The 23,070-nt window shown below is 71.3% G+C and carries 15 protein-coding genes; 12 read left to right on the top strand and 3 right to left on the bottom strand.

Annotated elements, in window-relative coordinates:
* Position 1: 1 nt before the first annotated feature.
* From ACIBK4_RS03940 to moeZ, 10 genes are all read left to right on the top strand, one after another.
* Entirely contained in the window at positions 2–94 is a 93-nt protein-coding gene (locus ACIBK4_RS03940) for an Ms4533A family Cys-rich leader peptide (RefSeq protein ID WP_398991817.1), read from the top strand.
* A 203-nt stretch (positions 95–297) separates the two neighbouring features.
* Positions 298–2,016, top strand: a complete 1,719-nt coding sequence (locus tag ACIBK4_RS03935) for an ABC transporter substrate-binding protein (RefSeq protein WP_398991815.1) — start codon at positions 298–300, stop codon at positions 2,014–2,016.
* Between the two features lie 4 nt (positions 2,017–2,020).
* Positions 2,021–3,166 (top strand): ABC transporter permease, encoded by a 1,146-nt coding sequence (locus tag ACIBK4_RS03930; protein WP_398991813.1) that lies wholly within the window; start codon positions 2,021–2,023, stop codon positions 3,164–3,166.
* On the top strand, positions 3,163–4,161 hold the full coding sequence (locus tag ACIBK4_RS03925; RefSeq protein ID WP_398991811.1) for an ABC transporter permease: 999 nt from the start codon (positions 3,163–3,165) through the stop codon (positions 4,159–4,161). Before ACIBK4_RS03930 ends, ACIBK4_RS03925 begins: the two co-directional genes overlap by 4 nt.
* Positions 4,158–5,783, top strand: a complete 1,626-nt coding sequence (locus tag ACIBK4_RS03920; protein WP_398991809.1) for a dipeptide ABC transporter ATP-binding protein — start codon at positions 4,158–4,160, stop codon at positions 5,781–5,783. Before ACIBK4_RS03925 ends, ACIBK4_RS03920 begins: the two co-directional genes overlap by 4 nt.
* A gap of 325 nt (positions 5,784–6,108) precedes the next feature.
* The gene (locus ACIBK4_RS03915; protein ID WP_398991807.1) at positions 6,109–7,842 is read left to right on the top strand and encodes a DUF3492 domain-containing protein; all 1,734 of its coding nucleotides are present in this window, start codon (positions 6,109–6,111) and stop codon (positions 7,840–7,842) included.
* Positions 7,839–9,431 (top strand): hypothetical protein, encoded by a 1,593-nt coding sequence (locus tag ACIBK4_RS03910; protein ID WP_398991805.1) that lies wholly within the window; start codon positions 7,839–7,841, stop codon positions 9,429–9,431. The genes ACIBK4_RS03915 and ACIBK4_RS03910 overlap by 4 nt, the downstream gene beginning before the upstream one ends.
* 143 nt (positions 9,432–9,574) lie before the next feature.
* The gene (locus ACIBK4_RS03905; RefSeq protein WP_398991803.1) at positions 9,575–10,534 is read left to right on the top strand and encodes an NAD-dependent epimerase/dehydratase family protein; all 960 of its coding nucleotides are present in this window, start codon (positions 9,575–9,577) and stop codon (positions 10,532–10,534) included.
* The gene (locus tag ACIBK4_RS03900) at positions 10,522–11,271 is read left to right on the top strand and encodes a spherulation-specific family 4 protein (RefSeq protein ID WP_398991800.1); all 750 of its coding nucleotides are present in this window, start codon (positions 10,522–10,524) and stop codon (positions 11,269–11,271) included. The genes ACIBK4_RS03905 and ACIBK4_RS03900 overlap by 13 nt, the downstream gene beginning before the upstream one ends.
* Positions 11,272–11,334: 63 nt before the next feature.
* On the top strand, positions 11,335–12,513 hold the full coding sequence (gene moeZ / locus ACIBK4_RS03895) for an adenylyltransferase/sulfurtransferase MoeZ (RefSeq protein ID WP_019058353.1): 1,179 nt from the start codon (positions 11,335–11,337) through the stop codon (positions 12,511–12,513).
* Between the two features lie 98 nt (positions 12,514–12,611).
* Here moeZ and ACIBK4_RS03890 read toward each other — a convergent pair whose 3' ends face one another.
* The 3 genes from ACIBK4_RS03890 to ACIBK4_RS03880 all read right to left on the bottom strand — a co-directional run bounded on the left by ACIBK4_RS03890 (position 12,612) and on the right by ACIBK4_RS03880 (position 18,735).
* The gene (locus tag ACIBK4_RS03890) at positions 12,612–14,168 is read right to left on the bottom strand and encodes an alpha/beta hydrolase (RefSeq protein ID WP_398991798.1); all 1,557 of its coding nucleotides are present in this window, start codon (positions 14,166–14,168) and stop codon (positions 12,612–12,614) included.
* 137 nt (positions 14,169–14,305) lie between these two features.
* The gene (locus ACIBK4_RS03885; RefSeq protein WP_398991796.1) at positions 14,306–15,850 is read right to left on the bottom strand and encodes an alpha/beta hydrolase; all 1,545 of its coding nucleotides are present in this window, start codon (positions 15,848–15,850) and stop codon (positions 14,306–14,308) included.
* Positions 15,851–15,981: 131 nt separating this feature from the next.
* On the bottom strand, positions 15,982–18,735 hold the full coding sequence (locus ACIBK4_RS03880; RefSeq protein WP_398991793.1) for a lysylphosphatidylglycerol synthase domain-containing protein: 2,754 nt from the start codon (positions 18,733–18,735) through the stop codon (positions 15,982–15,984).
* Between the two features lie 186 nt (positions 18,736–18,921).
* Between ACIBK4_RS03880 and ACIBK4_RS03875 the strand changes: the two genes are divergently transcribed.
* Positions 18,922–19,308, top strand: a complete 387-nt coding sequence (locus tag ACIBK4_RS03875) for an MGMT family protein (RefSeq protein WP_398991791.1) — start codon at positions 18,922–18,924, stop codon at positions 19,306–19,308.
* A 257-nt stretch (positions 19,309–19,565) separates the two neighbouring features.
* Positions 19,566–23,030, top strand: coding sequence for an ATP-dependent helicase (locus ACIBK4_RS03870; RefSeq protein WP_398991788.1), 3,465 nt, complete (start codon positions 19,566–19,568; stop codon positions 23,028–23,030).
* The last annotated feature ends 40 nt before the right edge of the window (positions 23,031–23,070 follow it).

Below are 23,070 nucleotides of genomic sequence, written 5' to 3'. Positions count from 1 at the left end.
CATGTGGTCTAGTCATGTCCCGAACCGCGCCGCCATCGAGCTGGCGCTCATCGGCGTGACCCCGCTCTGCGTGGCCGACATCCACTGTCGCTGAACACCGCCCCTGGCGTTCGTGTCGCGACCCGCATCATGATGCCCTTGCCGTGTGACCTTGGCAGGGCTTTCTCGACGACCTGACGCCGGGGCAGACGGCTGTTCACTTCCGTCTCACTCCTCGTCCATCCGTCTCACTATTCGAGAGTTCTCCGGGAAATCCCCGCGAAATCCTCGAAAGTCACCCGAGAGGTCGTCATTCCGATGCGTCAACCGTCCGTCATAGCCCGGCGCGTGGCCGTGGCATCCGTCAGCCTGGCCGTGGCGGCGGGCGTCGCCGCCTGCGGGCCGAAGGACAACGATGCCAAGGGCTCCGGTGGCGACTCCACGCCCCACAAGGGCGGCACGCTCACGGTCCTGAACGCGCAGCCCCAGGAGGACTTCGACCCCGCCCGCCTGTACACCTCCGGCGGCGGCAACGTCCCCTCCCTCGTCTTCCGCACCCTCACCACCCGCAACCGCGAGAACGGCGCGGCCGGCGCCAAGGTCGTCCCGGACCTCGCCACCGACACCGGGCGCCCCAACAAGGACGCGACCGTGTGGATGTACACCCTGAAGAAGGGCCTCAAGTACGAGGACGGTACGGCGATCACCTCGGCCGACATCAAGTACGGCATCGAGCGCTCCTTCGCCCCCGAACTCTCCGGCGGCGCGCCCTACTTGAGGGACTGGCTGGTCGGCGCGGCCGACTACCAGGGGCCGTACAAGGACAAGAAGGGGCTCAGTGCGATCGAGACTCCTGACAGTCGGACCATCGTCTTCCATCTGAACAAGCCCGAGGGTGAGTTCCCGTACCTCGCCACGCAGACGCAGTTCACGCCCGTCCCGAAGGGCAAGGACACGGGGACCAAGTACGAGGAGCACCCGGTCTCGTCGGGGCCGTACAGGGTCGTCAGCAACCAGAACGACGGTGAGACGATCGTCCTGGAGCGCAACAAGTACTGGTCCACGGCGACGGATGCCGAGCGCAAGGCCTACCCGGACAAGATCGACGTGAAGTCGGGGCTCGACTCGTCCGTGATCAACCAGCGGTTGTCCGCGTCCCAGGGGGCCGATGCCGCCGCCGTCACGACCGACACCAACCTCGGTCCCGCCGAACTCGCCAAGGTCACCGGCGACAAGGAACTCGCCGCGCGCGTCGGCACCGGGCACTTCGGTTACACGAACTACATCGCGTTCAACCCCAAGGTCGCGCCGTTCAACAACGTCAAGGTGCGCCAGGCGATCTCGTACGCCATCGACCGCTCGTCGGTCGTGAACGCGGCGGGCGGTTCGTCGCTGGCCGAGGCCGCGACCACCTTCCTGCCGAACCAGAAGTCCTTCGGCTACGACCCCTACGACCTCTTCCCGGCGGGCGCGTCCGGCAACGCGGCGAAGGCCAAGGAACTGCTGAAGGAGGCCGGTTACCCGAAGGGGATCACGGTCACCCTGACGCACTCCAACGACAAGGACTTCGAGACGAGCCCGGAGATCGCGACCGCCATCCAGGACGCGCTCAAGAAGGCCGGCATCACCGTCAAGCTCCAGGGCCTGGAGATCAACGACTACAAGGACAAGATCCACAGCGTCAAGACCGAGCCGGGCTTCTTCCTCGCCCACTGGGGTGCCGACTGGCCCTCCGGCGGTCCCTTCCTCGCCCCGATCTTCGACGGCCGCCAGATCGTCAAGGACGGCGCGAACTTCAACACCGGCATGCTCAACGACAAGTCGGTCAATGACGAGATTGACGCGATCAACAAGTTGACGAATCTTGACGAGGCCGCCAAGCGGTGGGGTGCACTGGACAAGAAGATCGGCGAGCAGGCCTTGACCGTGCCGCTGTTCCACCCCGTCTACAAGCGACTCGTCGGCAAGGACATCAGGAACGTCGTCATCAGCGACTGGACCGGTGTCCTGGACATCTCCCAGGTCGCGGTCAAGTAACCCCATGAGTGAGGCACTTGTCGCCTCCCAGGCAGCCGGGGCGGACGTTTCCGTCCCGGCTGTTTCGGGGGCCCGTCAGTTCTGGCGGCGGCTGCGTGCGCAGCGTGCCGCCCTCGTCGCGGCGGCCGTCGTCGCCCTGCTCGTCCTGGTCGCGCTCGCCGCGCCGCTGCTCACCGCGATCGAGGGCCAGGACCCCTTCACCTACCACCCCTCGCTCATCGACTCCGCGCGCGGCGGTGTGCCGACCGGCTCCTTCGGGGGCATCACCGGCGACCACTGGCTCGGCGTCGAACCGCAGACCGGGCGCGACCTGTTCGCCCGTCTCGCCTACGGCGCCCGGGTCTCGCTCGGTGTCGCGCTCGGGGCGACCGTCGTGCAGGTCACCATCGGGGTCGTGATCGGTGTCGCCGCCGCGCTCGGCAGCCGATGGGTTGATCAAGTGTTGAGCCGGATCACCGACATCATCGTGGCGATGCCGTTGATGATCATGTCGTTGGCCCTGCTGGCGATCGTGCCCAGCAGTTTCCCGCGGCCCCTGTTGGTCGCGCTCGTCATCGGGCTCATCGCCTGGGGCAACATCGCGAAGATCGTGCGCGCCCAGACGCTCACCCTGAAGGAACTCGACTACGTCTCCGCCGCCCGGCTCAGCGGCTGGGGCACCTGGCGGATCGCCCGCCGCGAACTGCTGCCCGGGCTCGCCGCACCCGTCATCACCTACGCGGCACTCCTCGTACCGATCAACATCACCACCGAGGCCGCGCTGTCCTTCCTCGGCGTCGGTGTGAAGCCCCCGACGCCCTCCTGGGGACAGATGCTGACCGCCGCCGACGTCTGGTACCAGGCCGCCCCGCAGTACCTGCTGCTGCCCGCCGGCGCCCTGTTCGTCACCGTCCTGGCGCTGACCGTCCTGGGCGACGGCATCCGCACGGCCCTCGACCCGCGCGCGGCCTCCCGCCTGCGCGTCGGCACGGGGCGCAAGCGCGAGGCGAAGGCGGATGCGGATGCGAAGTCCGGTACATCAACAGTTGACCCGAGCGTCAAGGTGATCAAGACAGCCGACGTGAGCGTCAACCCAGTCAAGTCGGCCGACGAGACCGTCAACGTGGTCAAGCCGGCCGACGCGAACGGCAAGAAGGAGGACCCGGCATGAGCGGCTTCGGAGGGTTCGTCCTGCGTCGCGGCGTCGGCACCGTGATCACCCTGCTCGCCATCTCGGTGATCGTCTACGTCGTCTTCTTCGTCACCCCCGGGAACGTCGCCCAGATCACCTGCGGCCCGCGCTGCTCCCCGGAGCAAGTGCACCAGGTGGCCCAGCAGTTGAGGCTCGACGACCCGCTGTACCTCCGCTACTGGCACTTCCTCCAGGGCATCCTCGTCGGCCATGACTACTCCACGGGCACCTCCGTGGAGCACTGCGCGGCGCCCTGCCTCGGGCTGTCGTACCAGGGCGACCAGCAGGTCACCCAGCTGATCCTGGCGAAGCTGCCGGTCAGTCTGTCGCTCGTGTTCGGCGCGATGGTGCTGTGGCTGATCCTGGGCGTCGGCACGGGCGTCCTGTCCGCGTGGCGGCGCGGCCGGTTCACCGAGCGCCTGCTGACCGGCATCACCCTCGCGGGCGTCGCCACCCCGGTGTTCGTGATCGGCCTGGTGCTGATGATCGTCGTCTGCGGGCAGCTGCAACTCCTGCCCTTCCCGCAGTACGTCGCCCTCACCGACGACCCCGAACAGTGGGCCTGGAACCTGCTGTTGCCCTGGCTCTCGCTGGCCCTCATCGAGGCCGCCGCGTTCGCCCGGCTCACCAGGGCGTCGATGCTGGAGACGCTCGCCGAGGACCACATCCGCACCTTCCGCGCGTACGGCGTGGGGGAGCGGTCGATCATCGGGCGGCACGCGCTGCGCGGGGCGTTCGCGCCGATCATCGCGCTGAACGCCAACAACGTCGGCTCGGCGGTCGGCGGCGCGGTCCTCACCGAGACGCTCTTCGGGCTGCCCGGCATCGGACAGGAACTCGTCCACGCCGTCAATGTCGTCGACCTTCCGGTGGTCGTCGGCATGGTCCTGGTCATCGGCTTCTTCGTGGTCATCGCCAACGCCGTCGCGGACGTGCTGTACGCGGTGGCCGACCGACGGGTGGTGCTCGCATGAGTGCGGTGGATATCTCAACGGACGCCGCGGCGGACGTCTTGGTGGAAGTCACCGACCTGACGGTCGCGTTCGGTTCCCTGCGGGCCGTCGACGGCCTCTCCTTCACCCTGGAGAAGGGCGCCGCGCTGGGCCTGGTCGGCGAGTCCGGCTCGGGCAAGTCCACGGTCGCCTCGGCCCTGTTGGGGCTGCACCGGGGCACGGGCGCCGAGGTCGGCGGCTCGGTCCGCGTGGCCGGCATCGACGTACAGGAGGCGTCCGACGCGGACCTGCACCGGCTGCGCGGCGGGAAGGCCGCGATGGTCTTCCAGGACCCGCTGTCGTCCCTGGACCCGTACTACGCGATCGGCGACCAGATAGCCGAGGTGTACCGGGTGCACACGCGCGTGTCCCGTCGGGCCTCACGCGCGCGTGCCGTCGAGGTACTGGACCGGGTCGGAATTCCGGACGCGGTACGGCGATCCCGTTCACGCCCGCACGAGTTCAGCGGCGGCATGCGGCAACGCGCCCTCATCGCCATGGCGTTGGCATGCGAGCCGGACCTGTTGATCGCCGACGAGCCGACGACCGCCCTCGACGTGACCGTCCAGGCACAGATCCTCGACCTGCTGCACACGCTGCGCGAGGAGACCGGCCTGGGGCTGCTGCTCGTCACGCACGACGTGGGTGTCGCCGCAGAGAGCGTCGACGAGATCCTGGTCATGCGGCACGGGCGGGCCGTCGAACACGGGCCCGTGGACACCGTCCTCAGTGCGCCGGCCGAGCCGTACACCCGCGACCTGCTCGGCGCGGTCCCGCGCGTGGACGCGCCGCGCGCCCGCTCGGCGGCGTCCTCGAAGCCCGCGGAGGTCGTCCTGGAGGCGACGGGCCTGCGGCGTGAATTCGGGCGCGGGAAGCGGGCGTTCGCGGCCGTGGACGACGTGTCGCTGACGATCCACCGGGGCGAGACCCTCGGCATCGTCGGTGAGAGCGGCAGCGGCAAGACGACGCTGGGCCGGATGCTGGTCGGGCTCCTGAAGCCGACGGCCGGCGAGATCAAGCCCGGCGGCGGGGTCCGCCCCGACGTCCAGATGGTCTTCCAGGACCCCGTCTCCTCCCTCAACCCCCGCCGCAGCGTGGGCGAGTCGATCGCCGACCCGCTCCGCGCGCGTGGTGAGCGGGACGAGCAGCGCATCCGGGGGCGCGTACGCGAACTCCTGGAGCGCGTGGGACTCGAAGGGGCGCACTACGACCGCTACCCGCACGAGTTCAGCGGGGGCCAGCGCCAGCGCGTGGGCATCGCGCGGGCGCTCGCGGCCGACCCGCGCGTCATCGTGTGCGACGAGCCGGTCTCCGCGCTCGACGTCACCACACAGGCCCAGGTCGTCGCCCTGCTCGGCGAACTCCAGCGCGAACTCGGCCTCGCGCTCGTGTTCGTCGCCCACGACCTCGCCGTCGTGCGCCAGGTCAGCGACCGGGTCGCGGTGATGCGACGCGGGAGGATCGTTGAACAAGGCCCCGCCGACGAGGTCTACGACGCCCCCCAGGACCCATACACGAAGCAGCTCCTGGCCGCCGTACCGGCCCTGGATCCCCAGGTCGCGGCCCGACGCAGGGCGGCACGACGGGAGTTGGCGACGACGTGACGGTGCCGTCGTGACGACGAGACGGTGCCGTTGCGACGACGGAACGGTGCCGTCGCGACGACGCGACGGTTGCGTCCCCGCGACGTGACGGCATCGTCGATACGACCCCGTAGCGACGGCCCGACCGCGGCCTGACGTTCCGTGCGTGATTGATCTCTTAGCGCGACCGAACGCGAACCGCACGGGAAAGTTACGACCGTTCACCCCTTTTGGTGGCGCGATGGACAACCGTCCGTCGCGCCACCGCCTTGTCCGCATACGTTCGTCCCGCTGCGAGCCGCCGGGTCAACGGCGGCTCCCCATATGGGAGATCGGGGGTGTGCCCGTGCGCATAGGACTGCTTACGGAGGGTGGCTATCCGTATGTGAGCGGTGACGCCAGACTCTGGTGCGACCGGCTCGTACGCGGGCTCGGGCAGCACGAGTTCGACATCTACGCGCTCAGCCGCAGCGAGCGCCAGGAGGCCGACGGCTGGCTCGAACTGCCGCCCCAGGTCAGCCGGGTGCGCACCGCGCCGCTCTGGACCGCCGAGGACGACGGGGTGACCCTCGGGCGCCGTGCGCGCCGGCGGTTCGCCGAGCACTACGAGGAGCTCGCGGCCGTGCTGTGCGCGGGGGACGGCGAGGCTCCGGAAGCGGCGGAAGGAGGGGCGCCGGGCGAACAGGGGGAGCCCTCCGCCGATGTGGCGGACCGTTTCGCCAACGCGCTGTACGGGCTCGCCGAACTCGCCCGCGACGAGGGCGGACTCGTGGCCGCGCTGCGCTCCGAGCGCGCCGTACGTGCGCTGGAATGCGCCTGTCGCGCGCCCGGCGCACTCCGTACGGCACGCGAGGCGCGCGTGCCCGAACTCCTCACCGTCGCCGCGCACTTGGAACGCGCCCTGCGCCCCCTCTCGCTCGACTGGTACGAGGACGACGCCCTAGGCTCCGTGGACCTTTGCCACGCGACGGCCGGCGGCACCGCGGCCCTGCCGGGACTGCTCGCCCGCCACTTCGCCGGCGTACCGCTGCTGGTGACCGAGTACGGCGTGCAGCTGCGGACGCACTACCTGGCCTCCGCCGACGCGCCGCCCGCCGTACGGGCCCTGCTCGCCGCCTTCCACGGCAGACTGGCCGCCGAGACCTACCGGCGGGCCGAGTTGATCACCCCGGGCAACAGCCACACCCGCCGCTGGCAGGAACGCTGCGGCGCCGACCGCACGAAGCTCCGCACGGTCCACCCCGGCATGGAGGCGTCCCGCTTCGCGGAGGTCGGCGAGGCGCCCGACGGCGCGGACCCCGACACGCTCGTGTGGGTCGGCCGTATCGAACCCGCGAAGGACCTGATCTCCCTGCTCCACGCCTTCGCGGAGATCCGCAAGGACGAGCCCAAGGCGCGCCTGCGGATCGTCGGCGCGCCCGCCGGCGCCGAGGGTGAGGCCTACCTGGGCCACTGCCGGGCGCTGGCCGCCCAGCTCTTCCCCGACGAGGCCGAGGGCGTGCACGCGGTCGGTGACAACCCGGTGTCGTTCGAGGAGATCGGCGGCCCGGACGCCCCCACGCTGGCCGATGCGTACGCGGCCGGAACGGTGATCGTCCTGTCGAGTGTCGTCGAGGGCTTCCCGCTGAGCCTGGTCGAGGCCATGTTCTGCGGCCGGGCGACCGTGTCCACGGACGTCGGCGCGGTGGTCGAGGTCATCGGCGGTACGGGGCTCGTCGTGCCCCCGCGCAATCCGCGGGCGCTCGCGGAGGCCTGCGTGAGCCTGTTGCGCGACCCGGAGCGCCGGGAGCGCCTGGGCGCCGCCGCGCGCGCCCGAGCGCTCGAACTGTTCACCGTCGAGCAGAACATCGCGGCATTTCACGGCATTTACCTGGAGATCGTCTCGCACTCCCCGGTCCGCCGGGTCGTCCTCGACGACGCAGGTGAACCCCTCCCCTTCGCGGCCCCCGCCGAGGCCCACGTCCCCGGCCGCTGGACCGGCCCGATGGCCCGCGTCGTGGCCCGCGGCGGCCCCACGTGGGCAACCGGAGCGCCGGTACGCGCCACAACTCCCTTGCCGGCAACGGAGGCAGCCCGATGAGCGGCCTCGGCGAACTCGACCGCCCCGGGACGCCCGGGAGCGCGGGGGCGTGGGATGCGCGGTCGGAGGAGTGGCTTGGGGGGAGCGAAGAGCTCGGCGGGAGTGGGGAGTTGGAGACGGCGGCGGAGGGAGAAGCGCAGGGCGCGCCGTCGGTTGTCGGGCAGGACGCACAGGACGCAGGGGACGTGCGTGTTGCCGTCGCCGGCGATGAAGTCCTACCGCCGGATGCCGGGCAGGGCAACGGTCACGTCCGTGTCGCCAGCGCCTTCGCCGCTGACCGCGACGAGGCCGCGCCGGTCGTCGGTCGGGACACCGGTGACGTCCGTGCCGCCGTAGACCATGACGAAGCCGCGCAGGCCGCCGGCCCCGACCCCTACGACGCTGCCCGAATCACCGCCGCCCGCCCCGCAGTTGACGCGCAGCAGGCACACCCCCGTACGGCGCCCGGAACAACTCCCCGCGCGACCGACCGCAAGCCCGCCCCCGCTCGCCGAGGTGCCGCCGACCCCGTGAAGGCGTTGATGCACCGGCACCGCGAACTGTGCGAGCGGGCCGTCGACCCGTTGGAGATCGCGGCGGGGCTGGAGGCGCACGGTGTCACCGACCGGACCGCCGCCCGGTTCCGGCACCGGGACGTGTTCTCGCTCGCCGAGGAGATGTACGCACGCGTGCCCCGCGACGACGCGGCGGCCCCGCACACCGACGCCGTGACCGAACCGGCGCCCCGCGCGACCTGGGCCGTACTCGCCCTGCTGCCCGGAGTCCTCTGCGCCGCGGCCGTGATCGGTGTGCGGCTCACGGACGGCCGGACGCGGCTGACGGTGGCCGTCGTGGGTGTTCTCGCCGTGGCGCTCGGTGTGCGCGCCGCCCTCGCGCGCGGCCCGCTGAGCAACCCGCCCGGCACACACGCGTGGCACCCGCCCCCCGGCACCCGCCTGTGGACGTACTGGCTGCTGGCCTACGCCCTCCTCGGCGACGGACTGCTCCGCGCCGCGGACGACGGCGGCCCCGACGGCCTGCCCACCGGCGTCGCGGGCGGCGCCTGGCCCACGGCCACCGCACCGGTCCTCGCTCTCACCCTGGCCTGCGCCCCAGCGGCCTGGTGCGCCCACCACTTCGCCGTGCGCGCCCGGCGCAAACTCGCGACCAGTCGCGGACTTGAGGACTTCGCCGACTCCGTGCGGCCGCTGCTGCTCGGTACCTTCGCCGTCTTCCTGTGCGCTCTCACCGCCCTCCTCGCTCTCTGCGGCGAGGCCCTGGGCGAGCCCGCCGCGTACGCCCAAACCCTCACCCTGGGCGCCCTGTTGCTGCTCGCCCGCCTCCTCACCGTCCACGGGTTCACCCACGCCCCGACCCTCGCGCTCGGCGCGGCGGCCGCGACGGAGGCGACCGCCTTGTCCCTGGACCTCATCGGCCGCCTCCCCGGCTGCGGCTTCCTGGCCACCCCCGTCGAAACCGTCCTGGAGTCCTGCGGTCCGGGCGGCATCCCAGCCCTGGCCTGCGGCGCGGCCGCCCTGGCCCTCCTGTTCCACACCACCCGCACGCTGACCAGAGCCTCCGCGCACGCGCCGGCGAACGCATCGCGGTGACAGCGCCATGACCCGCACCGGCCAGAGCTGTCACCGAGCCGCAGGCGCCCGGCCCCACCGCCGGAGGCAACCGCATCACCCTGTGAAGGAGAACACCAGATGATCACCTCCCGATCCGGAGAGTCGGCCCCGGGAGCCGTCCGATGAGGGTCCTGCTGATCGGAGCCAACGGTTACCTCGGCCGCTTCGTCGCCGACCGCCTGCTCGCCGACCCGGCCGTCCAGCTCACCGCGCTCGGCCGCGGCGACGACGCCGACGTCCGCTTCGACCTCGCGTCCGGCAGCCCCGGAGCGCTCACCCGCTTCCTGGACGCCGTCCACCCCGGAGTCGTCATCAACTGCGCCGGCGCCACCAGAGGCGGCGCCCGCGAACTCACCCGGCACAACACCGTCGCCGTCGCCACCGTCTGCGAGGCCCTCCGCCGCAGCGGCTGCGGAGCCCGGCTGGTGCAGATCGGCTGCGGCGCGGAGTACGGCCCCAGCCAGCCCGGTTCCTCCACGGCCGAGGACGCCGTACCCCGCCCCGGCGGCCCGTACGGCGTCAGCAAACTCGCCGCCACCGAACTGGTCCTGGGCTCCGGCCTGGACGCCGTGGTGCTGCGCGTCTTCTCACCCGCAGGACCCGGCACCCCCGCCGGTTCCCCGCTCGGCCGGCTCGCCGAGGCCATGCGCCGGGCCATGCAGTCCGGCGACGGCGAACTCAAACTCGGCGGCCTGGGCGCGCAACGCGACTTCGTCGACGTACGGGACGTGGCCCGCGCCGTCCACGCCGCCTCGCTCTCCGCCGCGCAGGGCGTCATCAACATCGGCTCGGGCCGCGCGGTCCGGCTGCGCGACGCCGCCGCCGTCCTCGCCCGCGTCGCCGGATACGGCGGCGCGCTGCACGAACTCGACGGCCCGCCCGGCCCGTTGAGGGCGGCCATCGGGCACCCCCGCACCGACCCCGACCACGCGGCCCCGGTCGCGTACCCGTACCCGGACGGCTGCGGGAGCTGGCAGCAGGCCGATGTGCGCACCGCGCGCGACCGGCTCGGCTGGCGGCCCCGGATCAACCTGGAGGAGTCCCTCGCCGACATCTGGATGGAGGCGGCATGCCGCATCTGACCAGCACGACCCCGGGCACCGCGAGCACCCGAGTCCGCACCGGCTTCGGCATCCCCGGCTACGCGCACCCCCTGGTCGCGCCAACGGAATGGGGCGAACTCACCCGCCCCGGCACCCCCTTGCACTGGGTCGTCCTCAACGTCTCGTCCGGCCCGGGGGCCCGCCCCGACCCACACTGCCTGGAGGCGGCCGGGCGGCTGCGCAACACGGGCGTCCGCGTCCTCGGTCACCTGGACGCCGCGCACGGCGCCCGCACCTTCGGCGACCTGATCTCCGAGGCGCACCGCTACCGCGACTGGTACCAGGTCGACGGCTTCCTCCTGGAGCGCTGCCCCACCGAACGCGCCCGGCTCCCCGAGATCCGCCGCACGGTCACCGCGCTCCGCGAGCTCCGGGACGGCGCCCACATCGTCCTCGGGCACGGCACCCACCCGTACCCCGGATACGCCGAGTGCGCCGACCAGTTGGTGACCTTCTCCGGCCCGTGGAGCGACTACCGCTGGTCCCAGGTGGCCGAGTGGACCGCCGACTACCCGCCCGAGCGCTTCTGCCACTTCGTGCACGGTGTCCCGCGCGGCCATCTCGACGAGGCGCTGCGCATCGCCCGCTGGCAGGGCGCCTCGACCATCTACTTCACCGACCGCACCGATCACGGCGGCCGCACCGACCCCTGGGAGACCATGCCCGGCTACTGGGACGAGATCGTCTCGCGGATCGGAACGGGTGTCTCGGAATGAAGAAGGGCATGGCAGTGTTACGGGGAGAACAACTGTAGTGATTGACCGACCAACGGAGTCCCCGTGTCGCTGCCACCCCTGGTCGAGCCGGCTGCCGAGCTCACCGTAGACGAGGTTCGCAGGTACTCCCGCCACCTGATCATCCCCGACGTGGGCATGGACGGGCAGAAGCGGCTGAAGAACGCCAAGGTGCTCTGTGTGGGCGCCGGCGGTCTGGGCTCGCCGGCGCTGATGTACCTGGCCGCGGCGGGCGTGGGCACGCTCGGCATCGTGGAGTTCGACGAGGTCGACGAGTCGAACCTGCAGCGCCAGATCATCCACAGCCAGGCCGACATCGGCCGCTCGAAGGCCGAGTCGGCGCGCGACTCCGTGCTGGGCATCAACCCGTACGTGAACGTGATCCTGCACGAGGAGCGGCTCGAAGCCGAGAACGTGCTGGACATCTTCCGCGAGTACGACCTGATCGTCGACGGCACGGACAACTTCGCGACCCGCTACCTGGTCAACGACGCCGCCGTCCTGCTGAACAAGCCGTACGTGTGGGGTTCGATCTACCGCTTCGACGGCCAGGCCTCCGTCTTCTGGTCCGAGCACGGCCCCTGCTACCGCTGCCTCTACCCGGAGCCCCCGCCCCCCGGCATGGTCCCCTCCTGCGCCGAGGGCGGCGTCCTGGGCGTGCTGTGCGCGTCCATCGGCTCCATCCAGGTCACCGAGGCGATCAAGGTCCTCACGGGCATCGGCGACCCGCTCGTCGGCCGCCTGATGATCTACGACGCCCTGGAGATGCAGTACCGCCAGGTCAAGGTCCGCAAGGACCCCAACTGCGCGGTCTGCGGCGAGAACCCGACCGTCACGGAGCTCATCGACTACGAGGCCTTCTGCGGCGTCGTCTCCGAGGAGGCCCAGCAGGCGGCCGCCGGCTCGACGATCACTCCCAAGCAGCTCAAGGAGTGGATCGACGACGGCGAGAACATCGAGATCATCGATGTCCGCGAGGTCAATGAGTACGAGATCGTCTCGATCCCCGGCGCCAAGCTGATCCCGAAGAACGAGTTCCTCATGGGCACCGCCCTGGAGACCCTCCCGCAGGACAAGAAGATCGTCCTGCACTGCAAGACGGGTGTCCGCAGTGCGGAAGTCCTCGCCGTCCTGAAGTCGGCCGGCTTCGCGGACGCGGTCCACGTCGGCGGCGGCGTGATCGGCTGGGTCAACCAGATCGAGCCGGACAAGCCCGTCTACTAGACGCACGCTTTCCCGGGAGGGGCTCGGCACCACAGGTGCCGGGCCCCTTTCCGCTGCCCGGGCGGAAGTTCGGGCAGCGGTCCGGGCGGGCGTGCGCGCTACGAGGCGCAGACCTTGCCGTCCTTGGGCACCGTCCCCTTCAGCAGATACGCGTCCACCGTCGAGTCGACACAGTCGCTCCCACTCCCGTACGCCCCGTGCCCCTCGCCCTTCCAGGTGAGCTCCACACCGACGCCCTTGCCCAGCTCGTCGACCATCTTGCGGGCACCTTCGTACGGCGTCGCCGGGTCCCCGGTGTTCCCGACCACCAGGATCGGCGCCGCACCGGGCGCGCTGACCTCCGGGGTGTCGTACTGCCCGGCCACCGGCCAGTCGTGACACCACCCGGCCGTGTCCCAGCCCATGAAGTCGCCGAACACGGGGGAGATCTTCTCGAACTCGGGCAGCAGCTTCTGCGTCTGCGCGGGCGTCGGCCGCTGCTTGTCGTCCAAGCACGATATGACCCGTTGGGACTGCGTCGTCGTGCCGTAGTGCCCCGCGCTGTCACGGTCGTTGTAGCCGTCGGCGAGCGCCAGCAGCTCCGAACCGTCGCCCTCCTGCGCGGAGTTCAGGGCGCTGGTCAGCGTGGGCCAGCTCTCCTTGCTGTACAGCGGAAGGACGATGCCGGTCAGTGCGAGGGTGTCGGTCAGCTTCCGGCCGGTCGAGGTGGCCAGCGGCTTGGCGTCGATCCGCTTGAGCAGGGCCGCGATCTTCTTCGAACCCTGGGCCGGATCCTGGTTCGTCGACTTGAGGTAGTCGTCCAGCGCGCGCTGGAAGCCCCGGGTCTGGTTCAGCGCGTGGCCCACCGAGTCGGCGCTCGGGTCGACGACCGCGTCCAGGATCAGCCGCCCCACGTTCTTCGGGAACAAGTGGGCGTAGACACCGCCGAGTTCGGTGCCGTAGGAGATGCCGAAGTAGTGCATCTTCGTGTCGCCCAGCACCTGGCGCATCAGGTCCATGTCGCGGGCCGTGTCGGTCGTCGACACGTGTGCCATCAGCTTTCCGGCGGCCTTTTCGCAGCCCTTGCCGAAGTCGGCGGCGTCCTGGAAGTACGCCTTCTCCTCGGCCGGGGTGTCCGGCGTGGCGTCGATGTCCTCGGTGGCCCGGATCGCCTTGTCGCTGCGGCAGCGGACGCCCTCGCTGGCGGCGACCCCGCGCGGGTCCCAGCTCACCAGGTCGTAGCGCTCGTGCAGCGCGGACACCGTGGTGGCGTACGCCGGCATGTAGTCCACGCCCGAGCCGCCGGGACCGCCGAAGTTGAACAGCAGCGAGCCGATGCGGTCGCCGCCGGTCGACTTGGAGCGGATCAGGGCCAGCCCGATCGTGGAGCCGTCCGGCTTCGCCCAGTCCAACGGCACCTTGAGCGTCGCGCACTGCCAGTCACTGCTCGGCGCGGCCGAGCCGGCGGTGGCCTTGCAGCGCCCCCAGCCGAGCTTCTGCCCGGTCAGCGACGCGGGCAGCGCGGACGTAGTGGAGGTGGACGAGTCGGCTGCGGACGGCTTGGCGTCCCCCGCGCCCGCACCGTCCTTGCCGTCGTCGGACGAGCCGCCGCTACAGCCGGCCGTCAGCAGTGCGGCGGCGGCCAGCAGGGCCGTCCACCGTACGAATCGCGCCATGTGCATTCCCCCCTCGCAGGCCGTCCGCGTCACGCCGCGGATGGCGGTCAGGCCATAGTAGGCGGCACGGGCCGAGCCCGTGACGGCCTGTGGATAACCTTTTGACCTGCGGTTTTATTCGGAATTCGGGGGCGGTTTCAGGAGCAGACGGTGCCGGCCGCCGGGACTTTTCCGCTCAGCAGATAGCCGTTCACCGCGTTCTGCACGCACTTGTTCTTGCTGTCGTACGCGCCATGTCCCTGGCCCTTGTACGTCAGCTCGACCGCGACACCCTTGCCCAGCGCGTCCACCATCTTCCGCGCCCCCTCGTACGGCGTGGCCGGGTCACCGGTGTTGCCCACGACGAGGATCGGCGCCGACCCGGCCGCGCTCACGTCGGGATGGTCGGCGGCGCCCGGCACCGCCCAGTCGGTGCAGCTGACCATGCCCCAGGCCAAGAAATCGCCGAAGAGGGGAGAGGCGGCCCGGAACTCGGGAAGCTTCTGCTCCACATAATCGGCGGTGTATCTCGGCTTGTCGTCGGCACAGTTGATGGCGATGTTGGCCGCGGTGATGTTGCTGTACTCGCCGTTCTCGCTGCGCCCGTTCATCGAGTCCGACAACGCCATGAGGACCTTGCCGTCACCGCTGTAGGCCTGTTCGAGGCCTTCGGTGAGGTACTCCCAGAAGTCCTTCGAGTACAGCGCCTGCGCGATGCCGTTCGTGGCGGCCGTCTGCGTCAGCTGGCGCGGGAAGATGCCCGGGATCGGCTTGCTGTCGAGGCTCTTGAGTAGCTTGGCGATGCGGTCCTTGACGTCCTGCGCGGTGTCGCCGATCGGGCAGTCCGTGGTCTTCGACGTGCAGTCGTCGGCGAAGTTGTCGAGCGCGAGCTGGAAGCCCTTGGCCTGTCCCAGGGAGCCCTGTTCGGAGTTCTGGGTGGGGTCGACGACCGCGTCGAAGACGGCGCGGCCCACGTGCTTGGGGAACAAGTGGGCGTAGACACCGCCGAGTTCAGTGCCGTAGGAAATGCCGAAGTAGTGCAGCTTGTCGTCGCCGAGGACCTGGCGCATCAGGTCCATGTCGTGGGCCGCGTCGGTGGTGCGCACCTGGGGGAGCATTTTCTTGGAGTGCTTCTCGCAGGCCGCGTTGAACTGCTTGGTGTTGGCCAGCAGCTTGGTGCGCTCGGCCGCGGTGTCCGGGGTCGCGTCCTGCTGGAAGTACTGGTCGAGCTGGGAGTCGCTCTCGCACTCGACGCCGGCGCTGCGGCCCACTCCGCGCGGGTCGAAGCTCACCAGGTCGTAGCGGGTGCGCAGGGTCGCGTAGTCCTCGCCGAACGCGGGCAGCGTGGTGACGCCCGAGCCGCCGGGGCCGCCGAAGTTGAAGACGAGCGATCCGATCCGCTTGCTCTTGTCGCCGCTCGCCTTCGCCCGTACCAGGGCGAGTCCGATCGTGTCGCCCTTGGGCTTGCTCCAGTCGAGCGGCGCCTTCATGGTGGCGCACTGCCACTTGGTGCCGTTCGGCAGCGGCGACGGCGCGGCACCGCCGCCCTCCGACTCGGACGGGGCCGGACAGTCCTTCCAGCTCAGCTTCTGGGCCGTCGGATCCTCGTCCTTGGAGTCGCCGCCGCAGCCCGCCAGCGTGGCGGACAGCAGGACGACGGTGGCGGTCAGGGCAGCGGCACGCAGCCGGGAGGGGTTCGGCATGACCCCATCCTGGGGTCGTATGCGGCGGTGCGCTCGGGGCGCGGGCCGTAAGAGGTACGCACGCGTGCGTGCGCCACATACCCAGGCGATGCGGCACGCGTGCGTGCGCCACGTGCGTACGTGATCGTGCTCTACAGGGAGCCCTTGCGGGACAGGTGGTTGAAGAACAGCCAGCCCGGCAGCACCGGGATCCACAGCGTCAGCAGCCGGTACAGCAGCACCGCCGGAGCGGCGACCTCCTTGGGGAGGCCCACGGCGATCAGACCGAGGGTCAGGCTCGCCTCAACGGCGCCCACACCGCCCGGGGTCGGGGCCGCGGAACCGAGCGCGTTGCCCGCGAGGAAGACGACCGCCACGCTGGCCAGGCTGAGCGACGTCGACTGGTCGCCGAACGCGCGGATCGACGCGTCAAGGCACATCACGAAGCAGGCCGTCAGCAGCAGCATGCCGCCGATGCCGGTGACCAGCTTCTGCGGCCGCTGGAGCACGTCGAGCATGCGCGGGATGACGCCCGCGAAAAGCGACCGCACGCGCGTGACGAGGAACTTCCGCAGGAACGGCACCGAGGTCACCACGAGCACCAGCACCGCCACCGTCAGCAGACCGGCGATGACCGTCCGGGACGGCGACAGGGACGGCGTCTTCTCGGTGCCGGTCAGATAGCCGAACGACAGCAGCATCAGGATGTGGCAGCCCAGGCCGAACAGCTGCGACGCGCCGACACTCGCCACCGCGAGCCCGGGCCGCACCCCGGCACGCTGCAGAAAGCGCGTGTTCAGGGCGACACCGCCGACCGCGGCCGGGGCCACGATCTTCACGAACGACCCGGCGACCTGCGCCGCCACGGCCCGCAGGAACGGCACCCGCTCCGGCACGAACCCCAGGAGGGCCATCGCCGCCGCGAAGTAGCTCAGCGCCGAGAACAGCACGGCCGCGGCCACCCAGCCCCACTGGGCGTTGGCGACGAGCGGACCGAACTCGATGTGCGTGAGCTGCGTCAGCAGGAAGTACGCGCCGATCGCGCCCGCGATGAAACTGATCAACGTGCGCGGCCGCACCCGCTCCAGACGCGCCGGTTCGACGTGCGCCTGCGGTCTGATCAGCAGCACCTGATGACGGATCTGGGTGAGCAGATCCTCCTCACGCGCCTCGTCCAACGCCTCGTCGATGGCCCGCTTCTCGGCCCGCTGCTCCGCGCGCACAGCCTTCTTGTCGGGCTTCTCCAGTACGGGCGTGGAGCCCTCCGAGGCCTCCTCCGCGCGGGCCAGCCTGGTCTGCCGGGACGCCTCCAGGATCGCGTCGCGCTCCCGCTGGGCCCGCTCCCGGGACAGCCGGCGCAGCGTCGCGCGCGTGGAGCGCGACAACGCGATCGGCTGGAGCATCGGCAGACAGTCGGCCACCGCGTCGGGCCCGAGGACACCGACCGCCGAGGCCACCGCACGCTCGGCACCCACCCGCAGACCGATCGTCGTCACCAACTGGGCGACGTCCATGCGCAGCAGCAGCTCACCGGCCGCGATCTCACCGCCCCGCAGGTCCGTGAGGATCACCGTGCCGGAACGATCCACCAGAATCGCGTCACCGGCGAGCCTGCGGTGGGCGATGCGCCGCGACTGCAACGCCTGCACCTGGTGCCAGGTCAGGCGCAGCAGATCGTCGGTGATCTCCTCGTCCCCGAGCGAGTCGAGCGTGCGCCCACCGGTGTGCTCGTAGACGAGCATCACGGCGTCCGGGCCGAGTTCCGAGGTCGCGATCAGCTTCGGGGCGTTGGCACCCGCCGCGATCGCCGCGTACGCCAGCAGAGCCTCCTGCTCCAGCGCCTGGCGCAGCGACTGGAGGCTGCTGCGGGTCGCGAAGCCGCGCAGCGTCAGATTGCGCCACGCACGGTAGAAGAACCCCTGGGCCTGCTGTTCGCGGTCGACCACAGTGACGTCCAGCGGCGGACCGTCCTCCAGGGTCACGAAATAGCGCCGGCCGCGGTCGCCGTTCTCCGTGTCGACGAACTCCTCGCGGGCCGCCCCCACGGGGTGGAAACCGACCGTCCGCAGGCCCGCCATCAGCGTCCGCCCGGTGGGACGGACGTTCGGCGAACCCACCGCGTACAGCGTCCCGTAGGCGACGGTCCAGCCGATCAGCACCGTCAGGATGATCGAGAACGGCGTCGTGTACCCGGTGACCAGCATCGAGAAGGCGTCGAGCAGCAGCACGATCCACAGCACGGAGCGCCAACGCGGCCGCCGGGACATGCCTACGGCCGTCATGTAGGCGATGACGGGCGCCAGATAGCCGTGCACCGGGTCGGTGAGGGCGTGGATGTCGCCGGGGGAGGGCTGGGTGAGCGCCTCCTGGATGGAGCCCGGGGCGGCCTTGGCGACCCACAGGTCCGTGGCGAGTGTCACTCCGTGCGCGAGGACCGCCGCGAGCACGCCGTCGGCGATGCGCAGCCCGTCCCGCTTGATCAACCGCTCGATCGCGAAGGCGACCGGCACCAGCAGGATGGCGATGCTGGACGCCAGTCCTGCGATCTTGATCAGGAGGTCGGGCGCCTGCCCGGTGCCCTTGTTGATGTCCTGTTCGAGCCCCGAGGTCGTGCCGTGCGCGAACGCGGCGATCGCGAGCAGTACGACGATCGCGAGAAAGCCCACCAGGAGGCGCATGAGATCGGAAGGGCGGTGCACGCGCGCGGGGAGCAGCGGTTCGTCGCCCTCGACTTCCTCGACGTGCGGGTCGTCGCCGCAGTCGTCGAGACCGGGCACGGGGCCGGGCGCGGGCGTCTCGGCGGGGCCCTCCGAGGGGTCCTGCTCGTGGGCGTCGGCGGTGTCCGGGCGCGACGCAGCGTCAGAGGTGCCCTCCGCGTCTTCGGGGTGCACACCCTGCTGCTTCATCGTCTCTTCTTGATCTCGTATCACCGGTCACCGCCCGCACGATGGTGGCATGCCCCACCGACACACGGGGGCATCAGGGTGCAAATGCGGGGGCGCACAGTCTGCCCCACGCGCCGCTTCGGGGCGAGGGATACGCACAGTCGCCAGCGCGTCGCATTGTCGGTGGGGTGCGGCAGGATGGGGCGGATGAGCGAGGAGAGCCTTCCGGACGACACCGGCCCCGAGTACGGCGACGCGCTGCCCGAGTACGCGGAGCGGGTCCTCGACGTGGCCGAACGGATTCCGCCCGGGCGTGTCATGACGTACGGGGACGTCGCCGAATGGCTGGAGGCGGGCGGCCCACGCCAGGTCGGCCGTGTGATGGCCCTCTACGGAGGAGCCGTTCCGTGGTGGCGGGTCGTCCGCGCGGACGGGACCCTGCTCCCCGGCCACGAGCTGCGGGCGCTCGACAACTACCGCGCGGAGGGCACACCTCTTAAAGAGGCGAGCAGATCCGCCGAGGGTCACCTGCCGCGCGTCGACATGAAACGGGCGCGATGGGACGGCGGCGAGCGCGCGGACGGTCACACCTGACAGCTTCCGGCATCGGACGCGCCCCGGGGCGACCTGTGGCCCGTACGGGGGAAACCCGGCACGTCCGTGGCATGCCGTACGTTCGAGGGGCGAGGGACGCGAGGGTCGCGCGAGCCGTGAGGGAACGCGCGGAAGTCCTGCTTCCCGGCGACCCGTCGGCGTAGCGTCGGCTGCACCTGTCCCCCTCACCTCGCGGCCACCGCACTCCACATGCGGTGGTCAGGCAACCAGCACACCCACCAGGACCGGCGAACCACGTGAGCTCCTCTTCCTCCACCAGGCGCCTGTCGCACCCCCAGGTGCGACAGGGGAACCGTGGCGCTTACCGACTGGTGCGTACCCCGCCGACCCGGCCGGCTCCCCCTCACCTGGACGCGCCACAGCGCTCGGTGGTTGACCACGAAGCCGGACCACTGCTCGTCCTCGCAGGTCCGGGCACCGGCAAGACCACCACCCTCGTGGAGTCCGTCGCCGCGCGGATCGCCCGGGGAGGTGACCCCGCGCGGATCCTCGTGCTGACGTTCAGCCGCAAGGCGGCCGTCGAACTCCGCGACCGCATGGCCCTGCGCATCGGCGCCGCCCGCGCGCCCCGCGCCACCACCTTCCACTCGTTCTGCTACGCCCTGGTCCGCGCCCACCAGGACACCGACCTGTTCGTCGAGCCGCTACGGCTGTTGTCCGGCCCCGAACAGGACGTCGCCGTACGCGAACTGCTCGCCGGCCAGCCCGGCCTGGAGCGGCTCGGCCTCGCGCACGTGCGCTGGCCGGACGAACTGCGGGCCTGCCTCACCACCCGGGGCTTCGCCGACGAGGTCCGCGCGGTCCTCGCCCGTAGCCGCGAACTCGGCCTGGGCCCCGGCTCCCTGGACGCCTTCGCCCGCCGCATCGGCCGCCCCGACTGGCGCGCCGCCGCCGCCTTCCTCGCCGAGTACCTCGACGTACTCGACCTCCAAGGAGTGCTCGACTACGCCGAACTCGTCCACCGCGCGGTGCTCCTCGCCCACCGCCCCGAGGTCGCCGAGCGGCTCGCCGCGCAGTACGACGCTGTGTTCGTCGACGAGTACCAGGACACCGACCCGGCCCAGGTACGCCTGCTGCAGGCCCTCGCCGGCGGCGGCCGCACCCTGGTCGCCTTCGGCGACCCCGACCAGTCGATCTACACGTTCCGGGGCGCCGACGTGAACGGCATCCTGGAGTTCCCGAACGCCTTCCCGCGCGCGGGCGGCCGACCGGCTCCCGTAGAGGTGCTCCGGACGTCCCGCCGCTCCGCCGCCGCCCTGCTGACCGCCACCCGCCTGCTCACCCAGCGCATGCCCCTGACCAGGCTCCCGGCCCAGAAGGTGCGCGCCCACCGCGAGTTGTCCCCGGTACGGGACGGCGGCCGCGTCGAGGTGTACACCTACCCGACGTCCGGCACGGAGCTGGACAACATCGCCGACATCCTCCGGAGGGCACACCTGGAGGACGGCGTCCCCTGGAACGACATGGCCGTCCTCGTGCGCGCCGGCTCCCGGACCATTCCCACGATCCGCCGCGCCCTCACGGCGGCCGGCGTCCCCCTGGACATCGACGGCGACGACCTGCCCCTGCGCCACGAACCGGCGGTGGCACCCCTGCTGACGGCCCTGCGGGCGGTGGCGGCAGCGGAGGCTTCGGCACGACCCGAGGACGACACCGAAGCCGGAGGAATCGCGGGGGAGACGGCCGACGACGTGGACGCCGTGGCGGAGAGCGACGACGAACAGGCCGCTGCGGCAGCCGGCAGTGAACAGGCCACGGCGGAGGCCGACGGTGAACAGGCCGCTACGGAAGCCGCCTCCGAGGAGCCCATCGTCCCCTCCTGGCTCGACACCGAGACCGCCCTCACCCTGCTCGCTTCCCCCCTCGCCGCCATGGACGCCGCCGATCTGCGACGTCTGGGCCGGGCGTTGCGCGAGGAGGAGCGGGCTGGTGGCAACCCCGTGCCGCCGCCCTCGGACGAGCTGCTCACGCGGGCGCTCGCCGAGCCGGAGCGGCTGGTCGCGCACGACCCGACGTACGCGCGGGGAGCCCAACGCCTGGGCGCGCTGCTGCGCAAGGCACGGGAGCGCCTGGCGGGCGGCGGTACGGCCGAGGAGGCGCTGTGGGACCTCTGGCAGGGCACACCGTGGCCCGCGCGCCTGGAGCGGGCCGCCCTGCGTGGCGGCGCGGCCGGACGCAACGCGGACCGCGACCTGGACGCGATGTGCGCGCTGTTCGCGACCGCGGCCCGCGCGGAGGAGCGCACCGGGGGCCGGGGCGCCCTCAACTTCCTGGAGGAGATCGACGCCGAGGACATCGCCGCCGACACGCTCACCCGGCGTGCCGTACGCCCCGACGCCGTGCGCCTGATGACCGCCCACCGTTCCAAGGGCCTGGAGTGGCGCCTGGTCGTCGTGGCCGGCGTCCAGGAGGGCCTGTGGCCGGACCTGCGCCGCCGCGGTTCCCTCCTGGAGGCCGACCGCATCGGCCGCGACGGACTCGCCGAACCGCTCACCCCGGGGGCCCTGCTCGCCGAGGAACGCCGTCTGTTCTACGTCGCCGCCACACGCGCGCGTGAGCGCCTCGTCGTCACCGCGGTGAAGGCACCCGCGGACGACGGCGACCAGCCCTCCCGCTTCCTCACCGAACTCGGCGTCGAGCCCAAGGACGTCACCGGCCGCCCGCGCCGCCCGCTGTCGGTCGCGGCCCTGGTCGCCGAGTTGCGCGCCACGACCGTCGACCCGCGCGTGTCCGACGTGCTCAGGGAGGCCGCCGCGCGCCGGCTGGCCAAGCTGGCCGCGCTCGCCGACGAGGAGGGCCGCCCGCTGGTCCCGTCCGCGCACCCGTACCGCTGGTGGGGCATGTACGAGCCGACCGAGAGCAAGGTGCCGCTGCGCGACCGCGACCAGCCCGTCGTGCTTTCCGGAAGCGCCCTCGACCAGCTCGCCAACACCTGTGCCCTGCAATGGTTCCTGGGCCGTGAGGTGAAGGCCGACGCGCCCGCGACCGCCGCCCAGGGCTTCGGGAACGTAGTGCACGTCCTCGCCGACGAGGTCGCCTCCGGACGCACCCCGGCCGACCTCGACGTCCTCATGGAGCGCCTCGACACCGTGTGGAACGCGCTCGCCTTCGACGCGCCCTGGAAGTCGGCGCAGGAGAAGGACAACGCGCGCGTGGCGCTCGAACGCTTCCTGAAGTGGCACGTCGACTCGAACGGCATCCGCACCGGCCGTACGCCCGTCGCCAGTGAGCACGACTTCGACGTCACCCTCGAAGCGGGCGACTACGAAGTGCGCATTCGCGGCTCCATGGACCGAGTCGAGGCCGACGGCGAAGGGCGGGCCTACGTCGTCGACTTCAAGACCGGCAAGCAGACGCCGACCGCCCGCGAAGTGGAGCGCCACCCCCAACTCGCCGTCTACCAGCTGGCGGTCCGCGAGGGCGCCGTGGACGAGGCCTTCGACGGGGTGCGTCCCGAACCGGGCGGCGCCGAACTCGTCCAGCTGCGCCAGGGCGCCGCGCAACGGGACGGCGGCGAGACGGTACCCAAGGTGCAGGCCCAGGAGCCCCTGGAGGGGGAGTGGGCCGGTGAGCTGCTGGCCACGGCCGCGGGCAAGGTTCTTGACGAACGGTTCACACCGACGGCCGGGCAGCACTGCGCGCACTGCGCGTTCCGGGCCTCGTGCAGCGCGCGGCCCGAGGGACGACACGTGGTCGAGTAACTCGGGTGACGTATCGCACCACATGTGCTGACCTGCGCTT

It is taken from the genome of Streptomyces sp. NPDC050528, assembly GCF_044457795.1.
GTDB lineage: Bacteria > Actinomycetota > Actinomycetes > Streptomycetales > Streptomycetaceae > Streptomyces.
Note: the sequence above shows the minus strand (reverse complement) of the source record. Positions and strands in the feature narration are given on the sequence as shown.